This is a genomic window from Anaerobacillus sp. QJM3NY_17 (assembly GCF_056173665.1).
Map to the genome: position 1 here is coordinate 3058392 of NZ_CM149685.1, position 13828 is coordinate 3072219.

The 13828-nt window shown below is 39.7% G+C and carries 18 protein-coding genes; 1 reads left to right on the forward strand and 17 read right to left on the reverse strand.

Features of this window, described 5'->3' with window-relative positions; translation table 11 throughout:
- Window positions 1-98 precede the first annotated feature (98 nt).
- From AC0VYV_RS16015 to AC0VYV_RS16070, 12 genes are all read right to left on the reverse strand, one after another.
- On the reverse strand, window positions 99-335 hold the full coding sequence (locus AC0VYV_RS16015) for a hypothetical protein (protein ID WP_194219289.1): 237 nt from the start codon (window positions 333-335) through the stop codon (window positions 99-101).
- Between the two features lie 104 nt (window positions 336-439).
- A complete protein-coding gene (locus AC0VYV_RS16020) occupies window positions 440-1120 on the reverse strand; it encodes a metal-dependent hydrolase (protein WP_194219288.1) in 681 nt (226 codons plus the stop codon).
- Between the two features lie 99 nt (window positions 1121-1219).
- Window positions 1220-2764, reverse strand: coding sequence for a polyamine aminopropyltransferase (locus tag AC0VYV_RS16025; protein ID WP_475365604.1), 1545 nt, complete (start codon window positions 2762-2764; stop codon window positions 1220-1222).
- A gap of 29 nt (window positions 2765-2793) precedes the next feature.
- Window positions 2794-3189 carry a DUF350 domain-containing protein gene (locus AC0VYV_RS16030; protein ID WP_430241431.1) on the reverse strand — a complete coding sequence of 132 codons (396 nt, stop codon included), beginning with the start codon at window positions 3187-3189 and terminating at the stop codon, window positions 2794-2796.
- A gap of 18 nt (window positions 3190-3207) precedes the next feature.
- Window positions 3208-3768 (reverse strand): DUF4247 domain-containing protein, encoded by a 561-nt coding sequence (locus AC0VYV_RS16035; protein ID WP_475365605.1) that lies wholly within the window; start codon window positions 3766-3768, stop codon window positions 3208-3210.
- 26 nt (window positions 3769-3794) lie between these two features.
- Window positions 3795-4466, reverse strand: coding sequence for a PspA/IM30 family protein (locus AC0VYV_RS16040; RefSeq protein ID WP_430241435.1), 672 nt, complete (start codon window positions 4464-4466; stop codon window positions 3795-3797).
- A gap of 14 nt (window positions 4467-4480) precedes the next feature.
- Window positions 4481-4987, reverse strand: coding sequence for a DUF4178 domain-containing protein (locus tag AC0VYV_RS16045; RefSeq protein ID WP_430241437.1), 507 nt, complete (start codon window positions 4985-4987; stop codon window positions 4481-4483).
- Window positions 4988-5040: 53 nt separating this feature from the next.
- Window positions 5041-5508 (reverse strand): DUF3939 domain-containing protein, encoded by a 468-nt coding sequence (locus AC0VYV_RS16050; protein ID WP_475373974.1) that lies wholly within the window; start codon window positions 5506-5508, stop codon window positions 5041-5043.
- Between the two features lie 132 nt (window positions 5509-5640).
- Window positions 5641-6759 carry an alanine dehydrogenase gene (gene ald, locus AC0VYV_RS16055; protein WP_475373975.1) on the reverse strand — a complete coding sequence of 373 codons (1119 nt, stop codon included), beginning with the start codon at window positions 6757-6759 and terminating at the stop codon, window positions 5641-5643.
- Window positions 6760-6894: 135 nt separating this feature from the next.
- Window positions 6895-7233 (reverse strand): fluoride efflux transporter FluC, encoded by a 339-nt coding sequence (locus AC0VYV_RS16060; protein ID WP_475365609.1) that lies wholly within the window; start codon window positions 7231-7233, stop codon window positions 6895-6897.
- A complete protein-coding gene (locus tag AC0VYV_RS16065; protein ID WP_475365610.1) occupies window positions 7233-7604 on the reverse strand; it encodes a fluoride efflux transporter FluC in 372 nt (123 codons plus the stop codon). Before AC0VYV_RS16065 ends, AC0VYV_RS16060 begins: the two co-directional genes overlap by 1 nt.
- A gap of 56 nt (window positions 7605-7660) precedes the next feature.
- The gene (locus AC0VYV_RS16070) at window positions 7661-8035 is read right to left on the reverse strand and encodes a hypothetical protein (RefSeq protein ID WP_194219278.1); all 375 of its coding nucleotides are present in this window, start codon (window positions 8033-8035) and stop codon (window positions 7661-7663) included.
- Window positions 8036-8162: 127 nt separating this feature from the next.
- Here AC0VYV_RS16070 and AC0VYV_RS16075 point away from each other — a divergent pair, with 127 nt between their 5' ends.
- A complete protein-coding gene (locus AC0VYV_RS16075) occupies window positions 8163-9488 on the forward strand; it encodes a purine-cytosine permease family protein (protein WP_475365611.1) in 1326 nt (441 codons plus the stop codon).
- 84 nt (window positions 9489-9572) lie between these two features.
- Here the strand turns inward: AC0VYV_RS16075 and AC0VYV_RS16080 are convergent, their stop codons facing one another.
- The 5 genes from AC0VYV_RS16080 to AC0VYV_RS16100 all read right to left on the reverse strand — a co-directional run bounded on the left by AC0VYV_RS16080 (window position 9573) and on the right by AC0VYV_RS16100 (window position 13696).
- Window positions 9573-9731, reverse strand: coding sequence for a hypothetical protein (locus AC0VYV_RS16080; RefSeq protein WP_226614667.1), 159 nt, complete (start codon window positions 9729-9731; stop codon window positions 9573-9575).
- Between the two features lie 134 nt (window positions 9732-9865).
- Window positions 9866-10369, reverse strand: coding sequence for a MogA/MoaB family molybdenum cofactor biosynthesis protein (locus AC0VYV_RS16085; protein WP_475365612.1), 504 nt, complete (start codon window positions 10367-10369; stop codon window positions 9866-9868).
- On the reverse strand, window positions 10366-11214 hold the full coding sequence (locus AC0VYV_RS16090; RefSeq protein WP_430241447.1) for an EcsC family protein: 849 nt from the start codon (window positions 11212-11214) through the stop codon (window positions 10366-10368). Before AC0VYV_RS16090 ends, AC0VYV_RS16085 begins: the two co-directional genes overlap by 4 nt.
- Before the next feature lie 126 nt (window positions 11215-11340).
- Complete coding sequence (locus AC0VYV_RS16095; protein ID WP_475365613.1) at window positions 11341-12528, reverse strand: acetate kinase; 1188 nt, start codon at window positions 12526-12528, stop codon at window positions 11341-11343.
- Between the two features lie 175 nt (window positions 12529-12703).
- The gene (locus AC0VYV_RS16100) at window positions 12704-13696 is read right to left on the reverse strand and encodes a class I SAM-dependent methyltransferase (protein WP_430241452.1); all 993 of its coding nucleotides are present in this window, start codon (window positions 13694-13696) and stop codon (window positions 12704-12706) included.
- Between the last annotated feature and the right edge of the window lie 132 nt (window positions 13697-13828).

Below are 13828 nucleotides of genomic sequence, written 5' to 3' on the forward strand. Positions count from 1 at the left end.
CCATACTTTCTACATGCACATCTGTATCAGTAGCTAAACTACTTCTGTTATAGTGGTGTTTGAATTGACTTCATTATACATAACACAGACCTATAACTTCAACGACCGTATTGTTTTTTTCTTAATTCTTCTACTGAATCATTAACTGTCATAGGTTTTCTCTCTTGCTTTCCAAAAAATAATCCAGAAAGATTTCCACCAAGTGCCATAATGGCAAATAAAAGCCAGAGACTAAAAAAAGCACCTTCTAGCGTTAAATCAATTTGAAAGCGCGGCATAGCATCATACATCAAAAACAGAATGCACAAGACGGATAAAAACAATCGTTGTTTCACAATGATTCCCCCTCATAGTCTTTCTAAAAGGGTATGTTCAAGTCCGCGTATTTAATACGCTTATCAAACACAAAACCGATGCAGGGCATCGGTTTTGTGTTTGATTACAATTCGATTGTTTCTCCTGTTTGAAGAACCTTACCTTTTGTACCTTCAAGGCTTTCAGTAAACGCCTCGCCATTTTGTTCAATAAGCGGGAAAGTATTGTAGTGAATTGGTACGGTTATTTCAGCTCCTATCCATTTTGCAGCGATAGCTGCATCTTCAGGACCCATAGTAAAATTATCACCAATTGGTAGAAACGCAAGATCAATTTGCTTATTAGATAATAGCTTCATATCAGAATAAAGCCCAGTATCACCCGCGTGGTAGACCGTTTTACCTTCTGCGCTAAAGAGAATACCCGCTGGCATCCCTGTGTAAATGATTTGCTGGTTTTCTTCCTCAGTGTAGCTCGAACCATGGAATGCCTGAGTTAGCTTCACATTACCAAACTCAAACTCATGCGCCCCACCGATTGCCATAGGATGCGTGTTAACACCTTTAAAACCAAGATATGTAGCAAGTTCGAATGGAGCTACGACTAATGCATCGTTTCGCTTTGCAATTTCAACTGTGTCACCAACGTGATCATTGTGTCCATGTGTTAGCAATATCACATCGCAAGTAACTTGATCCGCATCTAAATCACATTGACCATTACCGGAAATAAAAGGATCAATTAAAATTTTTGCTTTGTTCGTAACAACTTCTACAACTGAATGACCATGAAATGTAACTTTCATTTGTTATCGCTCCTTTAACAATTGGGTTTCATTACCTTCCCTAAAACGCTAGGAAGTGGGTTCTCTACTTATTACGTTCCCTTTGATAAACGATCTAAACTAATAATACAACCAGGCATTCTCATATTTTTCAATTAAATGAGGGCGAATTAGAGTATTAGGTTCAAAGCTGATTTTATTGCCATCTTTCACCATGTGACTGTCCTCATCTTTACCAAATACAGTAAGAGATGGAATCATCTCGTCTGAAAGATAATCGGTTTGAACTGAAATATCCAATTTCTCTTGAGCTACAGGATTCCTTGTTGCCATAACAAAACCCCAGTTCCCGAAACTTGGAATATCAACGTGATAATTTGACGTTCGTAGTCCAGTTTCTGAAATCGTTCGATCAATCGTCCAATAAGCTTCCCTCGCAAATAAAGGACTAGTCGCCTGCACCATTAGCGCCCCATCTACATCTAAATGATTGCGCAATAAAGAGTAGAACTCCCACGTGTAAAGCTTATTCAAAGACTCATTATTTGGATCTGGGAGATCAGATATGATGACATCAAACATTTTTTTCTGTTTTTCAATGTATTGAAAGGCATCTTCATTATGAATATCGACACGTTTATCCTCAAGTGAATGCTCATTTAATTCCATTAATAAATGATGATTCTTCGCTAGTTTTACCATTTCCGGATCTAGATCCACTACCGTAATGGATTTCAGATCGTCATATTTAAGTAGCTCTCTAACCGCAAGTCCATCTCCACCTCCAAGTATAAGAACATCCTCCGCTTCTTTAACAGCAGCCATAGGAATATGGACAAGTGTTTCATGGTACCTATGTTCATCACTTGAGCTAAACTGAAGCTGTCCATCCAAATAAAGTCTTAGATCTCCCTGCTCCTTCGTTAAGGTTATTTTCTGATAGGATGTTTCCTCAGAGTAAATGATGGGGTCTTTGTATAGGCGCTGCTCAAATGAGAACGCCATCTCCTCTCCAAATAAAGTCCCACCAATCATTAGTACAAACAGAAGAAAGGCTACTCCAATATAGATTCCTTGATAGACGATCTCTTTTCTAAATGAATAAATCATCCAAAATGCAACGAGAATGTTTACAATAGCTACAAGGAAGGCTGATTTTACTAGACCGAATTCCGGACGAAGGTAAAAAGCAAATAACATTCCTCCTACAAGTCCCCCAGCATAGTCAGAGAAGAGCACCCTGGCCGTGCTTTTGTTCATTTCCACGCCAATCTCATTCGCTTTCCGAATAAGAATGGGTAATTCAAGACCAGTTAGTCCACCAACAATGAGAATAATGGAATAGAGTACAATGGCTGTTGCTTCTTCTCCCGCAAAAGCTGTAATTCCAAACACAGCAAAACTTGAAAATCCTCCAATTAAGCCAATAAGAAGCTCAATTGCAATGAATCTCGTAATCAGGTTTTTAACTACCTTTTCACTCAATGATGCGCCAATACCCATACCTGTTAGAAAGAGCGAAATAGTTAACGTGTATTGCTTAACCCCGTCTCCGAGTATGTAAGAACCCAGTGCGCCGAACAGCACTTCAAAAATAATACCGCAAATGGATACAATTCCTGAAGCCCAGTACAATTGACTGCTTTTACTTAACGTCTTGCTCATGACTTCCACCTTCAGCTGATCATTTCTTTTTACGTAATTGATGCTCCTACTACTAAGCCCAGGCCTATTGAAACACACATCGATAGAATGCCTATTGATACGACACCTTCACTAAGCTTCTGTTCAACCGAAAATCGTCTAGTAAGAAAATCAAAAATATAATAGGCAACTAATTGAAGCACTACACCATACGCTCCCCAAATAATTGTTTCGAGAACATCCGAACTATGGTATATAGAGAATGCTAGTATTAAACAAATCCCGATTATCTTACCACCTATTGAAAGTGCAACGGCCGTGTTCCCGTTCTCAATCTGTTCCCAGTCCTTATATTTCGTCGTGATCAATTCAAACACAATCAATCCAACTACAACAACGACAATCGCCGCTATAAAATAAAAAAATGTTAATAGAAATGGCCCCATGTCATGATCCTCCTTTGTTTATTTTCCTGTTCCAGGTCCGCCCCCACGATTAGATCCTCGGAATGATGGAATCGTGGACGGTCCTTTATATGAACCTCCAGTAGATCCATAACCGCCATAACAATTTCCGCTAGCGCTCTGACAGCGGTTCTTCTGCTTCTTGCCCCAGTCGTCTACATCAAGTATTTCATCAAGAATGTAGTAAGCTAGCAACCCATCAAAGAAATCCGGCTGGTAATTATCTCTCACAAAGCCAACTGTCGCAACTTCAACTAGTGTGTTTGATGGCTCATCACTTTCTTCTAATGTAACGATATAGTCATCATAAACAAGAATTTGCTTACCTTCTTTTAATTCACTGACTTCATTCGGCTTTATTTGTTCCTTAAGATAGGTGGCAACAGAAGGAATATCTTCCTCAGCAAGATAGACCTTTGAGGTATCGTTTGAATCCACGCTACTCGCTACAACATCTTCAAGCTGATAGCGGTCTTCAACAATTTCGAGAATATCCTTCGTAATCCCACATGCCGATAAGAGCAGAATGAATGCTGTCAGCAATCCTATTAGCCATTTCATTCTTCCACCCCATTTAAGGGGAAAGGTTATTCTTTCCCCATTTTTTTCTTTAGCTCAGCTAATTCATCATCGATTCCATTATTTTTATCGAGGGCCTCAAGCTCATCATCAAGCGAACGATTTTTGGAACGCATATCTTCACTTGTTTCAGCTTCTGCCTCATATTGAAGGACCTTTTCTTCCATACGCTCAAATCCTCGTTTAGAATCATCACCACCAATATCAGACATGGCGCGATTCATTTTTGTTTTTGTTTTAGCTGACTCAGCTCGAGCCTTCAAACTATCTTTCTTCAGTTGCATTTGACGATATTCTTCTTTCATTTCATCTAATTTTGAGCGAAGAGAGTCGGCGTCAGCTTTTGCTCTTTCGTACGATACCTTTAATGTTTCCGCTTTGGCTTCATGATCTTTCTTATCCTGAAGCGCTCTTCTTGCAAGATCATCGTTATCAGTTTGGAGAGCTTTCTCAGCTTGCCCCTGACGCTTAGTCACCATAGAATTAGCATCGTCCCATTTTTTCTTTAACATCTTTTCATTAGAGATTTGTTTTGCAACAGCGGTTTCTGCTTCTCTTATATCCGCTTCCATATCCCTCATAAATTGCTCTAGCATTTTTACGGGATCCTCCGCTTTATCAAGTGCAGCGTTTAATTCAGAAGACATAATCGTTTTTACTCTTTTAAACATTTTAAACATTCGCTTTCATCCTCTCATTTGCTTCCAGCAAGAATTTTGATTTCATAATCTTCAATCGCGTAACCTTTACTCACTTCTACTTCGGAACCCCAGACTTCAATGGATAGATAACTTGATTCATCTTCATTGGAAAAATCATAATACTCGACTTCCTGTCCATCTAGATTACTTCCTCGTCCATTGCCCGTCACCTTTGCGTAACCATGTTCCTCTTTATAATAAATAACGGAATCAATGCTTATTTCTTCAGGAATTGGTTTCGAGATTTTTTCTTTTACATTTCGATAAATGCCTAGCTCTAGTTCATCATCCATTTCAACACTAAGCCAGATCGAAGATGATCCTGAGATTAACTGGTATGCTTGCCATTCGTAACCTTTATTATGATATGTTAGCGTCCCCACAACCTCATAATCCTCAAGATCATATGTGATGATATCTCCTACCTGAATCGTAAAAACCGTTCTTTCTTCTACCTTCTTCTCTTCTTTCTTTCCAAAAAACTTTGATAAAAAACTCATACCGCGACCTCCCATCCTCTCTTTCATACGAATGATCGAGAAAAATGTTCCCGTTATTTTTCCCATTTTCTATGTGTAACCATACTTTCCTGTTCTGTAAAATAGAAATCCAGTGGCGGTCGTTCTGTTAAAAGAGCTTTTTTCTCTAGCTTAAAAAAACTAATTTTTTTATACGGGTCTCCTTCAATAATTGGAGGTGCTTTTTCAGAACGAATGTATGCATCTACCGCTCTTTGCACTGCATCAATCCAAAAAGGAATGTGACGGTTTTCCTCTTCAAAGAGTTCGAATGTCTCTTTTGACATATAAAATGATTTAGAAGGAATGCCTCCAAGATGGGGAGCGAGGAGAGAAGAATCAAGTTCATTATTTTCTTTTACCAATACTTTCAACGAGATCCCATCTCTTTTCTTTTCAGCAAATGCTCCGACAGCCTGTCGTATCTCATGAAGGCTTGCATCTATTATCCCGATTGAATGTTGCGGATTGTTTTTAATGCTTTTTTTACTCCAAAAAGCCATTTGATGATTCACCTCCCTCTCTTATGATTCGTATAACTATATAAAAACCCTTCAACGCTGATGAAAATTTCTAAGCTTTTTAATACGATAAAAAAATAAAGCAGCTAACGGTTAGCTGCTTTATTTCTACTTCTATTTTTCAAGGAGTGAGCGAGCATTTTTATATGTGAGCTGATGGGCTTCAGCTACTGCTTCGTACGTTACAAATCCGTCCATCGTATTAATTCCTTTTAGCAAAGGTTCATTTTCAAGACAGGCTTTTTTATAACCTTTATCCGCAAGCTGAGCGGCATAAGGTACAGTCACATTCGTTAAGGCAATGGTTGATGTACGCGGAACAGCTCCAGGCATATTCGCTACCGCATAATGAACAACATCATATTTTGTGTATGTCGGGTTGTCATGAGTTGTGATACGATCGGTTGTTTCGAAAATACCTCCCTGATCAATTGCTACATCAACAATAACAGAGCCCGCCTTCATTTCTTTGATCATCTCTTCTGTTACAAGCTTCGGTGCTTTTGCCCCTGGAATAAGCACTGCACCAATCACTAAATCTGATTCTTTCACGGCTTCTGTTATATTAAGTGGATTGGACATCATCGTATTAATCTCAGTACCAAAAATGTCATCAAGCTGACGCATTCGTTCTGGACTTAAATCCATAATTGTCACATCGGCACTAAGCCCCATCGCAATTTTCGCTGCGTTCGTTCCGACGACTCCTCCACCAATAACCGTCACTTTACCTCTTTTAACCCCAGGGACGCCGCCCAGAAGAATACCGAGTCCTCCTTTAGGTTTCTCAAGAAATTGAGCCCCTATTTGAGCCGCCATCCGACCAGCAACTTCACTCATGGGTGTCAAAAGAGGTAGCGAGCCATTTGGTAACTGAACGGTTTCATAGGCAATTCCGATAACTTTTTTTTCTAAAAGAGACCTGGTTAATTCTGATTCTGCAGCAAGATGAAGATATGTAAATAAAATCAAACCCTCACGAAAGTAGACATACTCCTCTCGAAGTGGTTCCTTTACTTTCATGACCATTTCCTTCGACCACGCTTCAGCGGCCGTCTCTACCAGATGAGCTCCAGCTTCAAGATATTGGTCATCCCCAAAACCAGATCCAACGCCCGCTCCTTTTTCGATATAAACTTCATGACCTAATCGCGTTAAGGTCAATACGCCAGCAGGGGTCATTGCTACACGGTTCTCATTGTTTTTAACCTCAACAGGCACTCCAATATGCATTGATACTCCTCCTTTATCTCTAACGAGCCATATACTGTTACCTCTATTGTATAACATTTAATACCATTAAATGAGGGAATGACTTAAGGGGTGAATCTATTTCATCAATAGATCGTATTAGTTATCGGAATATTTTTACACCATTATCATATACCCCACTGCCACCATTAACAACCCGCCAATTAAGCTAATTGATATATATGTAACAGAAAGCCAAAGCTTTATTGAGCCTAGTTCAAAAGCCTCGTACATAAAGGTGGAAAAAGTCGTTAGTGCTCCGAGAAATCCAGTCGATATCCCAGTCCCCCAATCGCCTGCTCCGAAAGCCATCCCTAGTATGAAACTTCCTATGAGGTTAACAAGTAGAGTGGCTAGCGGGAATTGAGAAGTGTTCCATCGGTTAACTATTAATGCCGTTATATATCGAAGCCATGCCCCTATACCTCCACCGATCGCAATCATTAACCACTCCATTACGTCACCTTCCTCGTTCTTTTAGCTAGTAAGACTCCAAGGAAGACACTTAGAATTCCACTTACAATAGTGCCGCCCCCATAAAGGCCCATCTTAATAAACTGACCATCTTTTATGTAGACCAAAAGATCAAGGGAGTAGGTTGAAAAAGTCGTAAATGATCCTATCATGCCAGTTGCAATCATTTTTTTCGCTGGCTCTGAAAAGCGATTGTTTGAATGATTGTATTGATAGAAAAACCCAAGGATAATGGAACCTACTATATTTACTATAAAAGTCGATAAGGGACTGCCATTCAATATGGTTCCCACCACCGCTCGTAGTGTAGCACCAATTGCACCACCTAAAACGACTGCAAAACTATTCTTCACTTGAATGCGGCTCCTTTCACGTCTTTCCTCATCTTAACGAAACCGCTATTCAAAGTCTACCGATCGTTTTGGTTCCAGACCCAAGTATATAATCTTCCACTTGCATCCATCCATTTCAACTCAAATCGCTCTGCATTTTTATAACCAAAGGTGTCCATTTTCTTTACTAATTCCTCTACGCGCGCGATTTCAGTTACTTCCAAATGCTGAAATAACGCCTCTACTTCGTCTTTTGCACGATCACCTTTCTCAACGACCGTTCCATTCTCTACCTCAAATTCGTTCGGACTGGAAAATTCCCATTCATGTTCAACTCCATTTGTTACTACCATACATTTAAACGAGAAGCTGTTTTCTAATGTAGAAGCCTCTGCTCGAATTGTAAATAGACACAAGTAAATAGCAAAGGTTATGACAACAAACTTTTTCATTATTAATCACCTCACCCTTATGCTGAGTGTAAACAGCAAATATTATTCCTAACCGAGCAATCAGGATTGCTTCATTCTTTTTTGCGAACTAAAATAAAGATAAGTCCGTAACTTTAAAGGAGATAATATGAGCAGTCTAAGCAAAACCTCTTCTACTATTCAAATTGAGCGTTATGGGCTTGAATCAGTCCCAGAAAAATTACGCACAACAAGATGGTATGAGTATGCCATGATTCAAATGACCGTTTCTGTCAATGCCGGTAACTTTCTCGTCCCAGCTCTCGCCGTCCTCGAAGGCGGCCTTAGTTTTGTATGGGCAGTTCTCGCCACTGTATTTGGAGCAAGTCTTGCATTCCTTTTCGTGTCTTACCTTTCTTTTCCAGGGGCACGTCGAGGTATCCCTTCACAGTATGCAGTAAGAGCTTTTGTTGGTCTGAAAGGAGCTCAATACTTCGCCTCTCCCGTAAGAACCATCACGTCGCTCTATTGGTTTTCTGTACAAACCATTGGAGGTACTTATATGGTTGTAGAGCTGATGAAACGTGCTTTTTCAATCGACCTTCTTTTTCTACCAACATCTCTATTTCTCGCTTCAGTAATGGCTTTACTTGCATTAATAGGATTCAATGCCGTCAAAAAAGCCACAAGGTACTTTCTCCCTCTTCTATTTGCCGGAGGAGTTGCCATGTTGTTTGTGTATTCTCAGACTCCTATTAACGGGAAGAGTTACTCAACCGTTCTATCAGTTAAACACGGTCCTGAACTAGGCTCTTTCTTTTTCTTTGCCAGCCTCGCTTTTGTGCAGTATGTATCAGGTGTTAGTAGTTCTTCAGACATGGCAAGGTACGCAAAATCCACTCAGCATGCATTCTGGGGAATCTTCTCAGGAAATACGATTGGTTTCACATTAACAGCACTACTCGGAGCCTACACCGCTTCAGTAGCTAGTACGTGGAACCCATTTTTAATCACGAGTCAACAAACACAGTCACCACTCCTATTGATACTCATTTTTGCTTCAGCCCTTTGCTCGATGATTATGATTAACATTAGCAATGCTTATACAGGAGGATATAGTCTGCTTAATACATTCCCCTCTCTTGGTCGAGTAAAAAGTGCGGTATTACTAGGTTGTGCCGCTGTTATATTAAGTGGATTCCCTACTTTTGTTAACCAGGCCGAGTCATTTATTTCACTTCTTGGAGCCTTCGTTATCCCGTTATCAGCTGTAATCGTGACTGATTTTATTATTGTGAAAAAAGGAAGGTTTACTTCAGCGATGCTCCAGGAATTATCTGAGAAGGCCAAGCTCTTGAATCGACCAGGGTTTGTCGCGATTTTAATTGGTCTTATCTTTTACATTATTCTTCCTGCATCCTATTCACCAGGTTTTCTCTCATTTTTCCTAACTGGTGGATGTTATCTCGCTTTTCGTTACTTCCCAGTTCGTTAATCATGGTGAAGTTCCATTAGAAACAGCAATTCAAAACGATCATAAATAAAAAAGTTCATGCGCTCAGCATGAACTTTTTGCTTTTTAATAATAACTTTTCCTGTCAGCTTTCCGTGGTAATTCTTTTGTTTTTTTAGTTTCTTCTTGATCAATGACACCACTCTGGTATGATTCACTCAACTGCTGATGCACGGCCATTTCGCCATTCTCATCGTAAATCAGTTCCTTTTTCTTATCAGCCATAAGACATCCTCCTATCATTTCGGACTTGCGCTTATATTGTTTCCAAAGCAAGGATGAAAAATGCTTCTAAAAATAGGATGATTGAATCTGAAATCGGAATGGATGGTCACATAAATTTCGTTACAAGACATTCTTTATTTATGGAGCTCACGGACAATATGCGGCAACTCCGGTAGCAGTAATCGCGACATTGCTAATTTGACTGCTCCTGAAGACCCAGGCATAGCAAATATTGCCGTTTCACCTGTCACCCCACCAATGGCTCTACTAAGCATCGCTGGAGTACCAATATCATCTGTATAGCTAATCATGCGGAATAGTTCTCCAAATCCCGCAAGCTCCTTTTCGAGTATAGCTTCAACAACTTCATACGTAACATCTCTTTTGGATATTCCAGTTCCACCATTTAATAGCACAACATCAACGTCTTTATCATCTATACCTTTTTGAATCGCCTGGCGGATCTCTTCTTGTTCATCTATTACGATTTTCATTTGCCCAACCATATGATTGTTTTCTTCAAGTAAGGAATAAATAACATCTCCGCTTTTATCCGTTTCAACTGTCCTTGTATCGCTCACGGTTACAATGAGAGCTCGAATCAATGGTGCATCTTTTTTGTGATCTTCTGCACTCATCCTACGTCCCCCTTTTCAAGCTCATTCAAGAAACGTTTCTGATAAAATTTATGTGCGGTTTCACTTACCGTTCGCGCAAATCTATAGTTCACTCCCGCTCCCATGGCAATTCCAAGAAGCGGTATTCCTTGAATTACTTTTTTCCTTAACATCATAAGAACAGTTCCCTTTATAATTTGCTTCATTGGTCCTTGTAGCCAATTTCCGTCTGCAATTTCTTCAGGCCCTTCATAAAAATAAGGATGCGTTTGCTCATGCTTTATCTCTTCCTCTAACGTTTTCCAGGCTTGTTCTTGTAGCACTTTCGGTAATGTTGCCATGTGAAATACTTTAAGAGCGATCATCATTTCGGAAGGATAGTTTACTGGATAGCCATATGTCATCGCTATTAGCTGAACAGTACGCAAGTTAATAGCAAGTACAGCAGGTATATCAAGACCCAGCAGTAGAAAACTCCCCGTTCCAGCAAGTCCTCCTTGAGCAAATGATACCATTCGCTGACGGGCAATTTGTTGATCTGCTATGTAAACAAGGTGATCAATCGAGAGGTTTTTCATATCCTGAATTTGTTCAATTTTAGGATCAAATAACCTTGCATCCGTTAACAATCGATGACTGGCATCCACTTGCGATTGTGAGTTTTGTATAAGCGAATGCATATGAAAAAGAGCTGAATCAATTACAGCATACAAACGGTTTTTCGTTGGTGACTCTAGCTGATTAAGCTGATAGTCATACCATTTCTGGAAAGTGCGCTCTACGTCCGTTGCATGATGCGTAAAGTGCTCTTCCTCCCATTGAATTATGCCGTTCATTCTTTTTTGTTCTCTATCTGTCCACACCATTCAAATTCACTCCCTTACAACTCTTTCCTATATTGTAGCTTTTCCAATCAAAAACTTCCAACAAAGGTGGAATAAGGAGTAAAAAAAGAACAGCGCATCTGTTAAGATACGCTGTTTCTCTAAAGTCTATTTTGAAAGCCTAACTGTATCACGCGCAATGACGACTTCCTCATTAGTAGGAATAATCATTACTTTGACAGGTGAGTGAGGGTAGTTAATGAAAGCTTCTTTCCCCTTCACCTTATTTAGAGCTGGATCCCAATATACGCCCATAAATTCAAGGCCACGAAGTACACGTGCACGAACAGCATCACTATTTTCACCGATACCTGCTGTGAAAATAATAGCGTCTAGTCCTGACATGCGCGCTGCATAAGACCCAATGTATTTATGAATACGAGAAGTAAATACTTCTAGTGCTAATTCAGCACGTTCATTTCCAGCTTCTGCTTTACTAGTGATATCGCGAAGATCACTTGAGAAACCAGACACTCCAAGAAGACCACTTTTCTTATTCAATGTATTCATTACTTCTTCTGCTGTTTGACCAGTCTTATCCATAATAAATGGAATCAAAGCAGGGTCAATGTTACCTGAACGAGTTCCCATTGTTACACCAGCTAGTGGAGTGAAGCCCATTGATGTATCAATTGACTTTCCGCCTTGAATAGCTGCAATACTCGCACCGTTACCAAGGTGGCAAGAAAGGAGACGCAATTGATCAAGCGGGCGACCAAGCATCTCTGCCGCTCTCTCTGAAACATACTGGTGAGAAGTTCCGTGGAAGCCGTACTTACGAATACCATAATCTTTATAATAATCGTAAGGGAGACTATATAGGAACGACTGCTCAGGCATAGACTGATGGAAAGCTGTATCAAATACGGCTACAGATGGAACATCTGGTAGAATTTCACGGAATGCACGAATCCCAACAAGGTGAGCGGGGTTATGCAATGGCGCAAGCTCTGATACTTCTTCAATGCTAGCTAGTACATCATCCGTAATCAATGCAGAGTCATCAAATTTCTCACCGCCGTGAACCACACGGTGTCCAACACCTTCAATTTCATTATAGGAAGAGATAATGGAGAAGCTAATCAGCTTATCTAATAGCATTTTAACCGCAACTCCATGATCAGGAATATCAGTAATTTCTTCTTTCTTTTCACCGTTCACTTCTATTGTAAAAATGGCGTCATCAAGGCCGATTCTCTCCACGAGTCCTTTAGTGATAACAGTTTCTTCCGGCATATTTAATAGTTGAAACTTCAACGAAGAACTACCGGCGTTGATTGCGATTATTTTCGCCATATGTGACAGCTCCTTTAATTCAATAAAATTAGAATACGACACGAAAATAGAAGGGTAAGACCCTTCTATCTTTAGCACTCTTATTATTTAAACATCGTCCATTACTTTATTCAAGGTGAAAACCGCTTACATTCAAGTATTCCGCCAATTCAGATTTGTAAACGTTTCATAACCTTTAAGAAAGCTGTGAAAACCACCCGTTAATCTGCTGCATCATGTTCAACATCGCTTCACGATTGGAGAAGGATGGAAGCTTTGCCATCATAACTTGTTTAGGCTTTAACGTATGTTCTCCTTTTTTCTGAGTAACAAGAATACTTTTAGCTTGCGACTCATTCGCAAATAAACTTGTAGGCAATTGAATAATGCCGTGGATAACAGAGCGATCATTTAGCAAATTCCTCACTTGCTTGGCTCCATCATCTCCAAAGAGAAAGTTTGGAATCATAAAGAAGAGCATGCCAGACTCTTCTGTCATATTTAAGCTTTGTTCGATAAGAAGATGGTGAACGTAAGACATCCCTTCTTCTGCTTTTAATTCGTATTTTGCAGATGCTTCCTCATGGGGATAGTAACCAACAGGTAAATCAGTTACGATCGTATTAACCTGGGGAATATAAAGTGGCTTTACGCTATCCTGGTGAAGAAATTCTACCTGGTGTTTTTGCAAATTCGCATTAACAAAACCTAAATGTAATAAAAGATCATCTGGTTCCGCCCCGAATGCTTCAACTTTCTCACCTTCTAATTGGTTTAGAACAGAAGTGAGTAAATTTCCTGTTCCTACTGCAGGATCAAGAATTTTCATTTCCTCTATATTTAATACATCTTTATATTTTTTCACAAGATAACCGATTAAATGCGCAACACTATCTGGAGTCATGGCATGATGAGGCTGAATTCCTTTCTTCATCCCTTTCAGAAGTGCAAGCTGGATCCCTTTACGCACTGTTTCTTTCTTAGCATCCTCAAGATCACATGAATCATAAAGAGCTTTAAGACGGACAACGGTATCCGTATCTAGTTCCTCTTGTAATACTTTATTTTCAAATATGTTTAAACCTGTCTCAACGAGAGCTTCAAGATACGACATTTCCAATTTATTTTGAATAACTAGCGTCGATTCATCAAGCACGTTATATAAATTTTCTACAGTTAGTTCGGTCATTGATTGGCCTCCTATCAGTTCGCCGTCTCTATTGTAAACAGTCTTGAGTTCTTTCGCAACATCGGAAGATCATCTGTTACGAGAGAGACTTTTTATACTTTGCAAAAGTTTATGGCTAATCGAGAGTTTTCT

Coding starts and splice junctions, on each gene's coding strand:
- AC0VYV_RS16050 (WP_475373974.1), bottom strand. CDS start 5,508: ATGGCTTTTTGGAGTAAAAAAAGCATTAAAAACAATCCGCAACATTCA.
- AC0VYV_RS16100 (WP_430241452.1), bottom strand. CDS start 13,696: ATGACCGAACTAACTGTAGAAAATTTATATAACGTGCTTGATGAATCG.
- AC0VYV_RS16040 (WP_430241435.1), bottom strand. CDS start 4,466: ATGTTTAAAATGTTTAAAAGAGTAAAAACGATTATGTCTTCTGAATTA.
- ald (WP_475373975.1), bottom strand. CDS start 6,759: ATGCATATTGGAGTGCCTGTTGAGGTTAAAAACAATGAGAACCGTGTA.
- AC0VYV_RS16035 (WP_475365605.1), bottom strand. CDS start 3,768: ATGAAATGGCTAATAGGATTGCTGACAGCATTCATTCTGCTCTTATCG.
- AC0VYV_RS16070 (WP_194219278.1), bottom strand. CDS start 8,035: ATGAAAAAGTTTGTTGTCATAACCTTTGCTATTTACTTGTGTCTATTT.
- AC0VYV_RS16095 (WP_475365613.1), bottom strand. CDS start 12,528: ATGGCGAAAATAATCGCAATCAACGCCGGTAGTTCTTCGTTGAAGTTT.
- AC0VYV_RS16020 (WP_194219288.1), bottom strand. CDS start 1,120: ATGAAAGTTACATTTCATGGTCATTCAGTTGTAGAAGTTGTTACGAAC.
- AC0VYV_RS16080 (WP_226614667.1), bottom strand. CDS start 9,731: ATGGCTGATAAGAAAAAGGAACTGATTTACGATGAGAATGGCGAAATG.
- AC0VYV_RS16060 (WP_475365609.1), bottom strand. CDS start 7,233: ATGGAGTGGTTAATGATTGCGATCGGTGGAGGTATAGGGGCATGGCTT.
- AC0VYV_RS16030 (WP_430241431.1), bottom strand. CDS start 3,189: ATGGGGCCATTTCTATTAACATTTTTTTATTTTATAGCGGCGATTGTC.
- AC0VYV_RS16085 (WP_475365612.1), bottom strand. CDS start 10,369: ATGAGTGCAGAAGATCACAAAAAAGATGCACCATTGATTCGAGCTCTC.
- AC0VYV_RS16045 (WP_430241437.1), bottom strand. CDS start 4,987: ATGAGTTTTTTATCAAAGTTTTTTGGAAAGAAAGAAGAGAAGAAGGTA.
- AC0VYV_RS16075 (WP_475365611.1), top strand. CDS start 8,163: ATGAGCAGTCTAAGCAAAACCTCTTCTACTATTCAAATTGAGCGTTAT.
- AC0VYV_RS16025 (WP_475365604.1), bottom strand. CDS start 2,764: ATGAGCAAGACGTTAAGTAAAAGCAGTCAATTGTACTGGGCTTCAGGA.
- AC0VYV_RS16090 (WP_430241447.1), bottom strand. CDS start 11,214: ATGGTGTGGACAGATAGAGAACAAAAAAGAATGAACGGCATAATTCAA.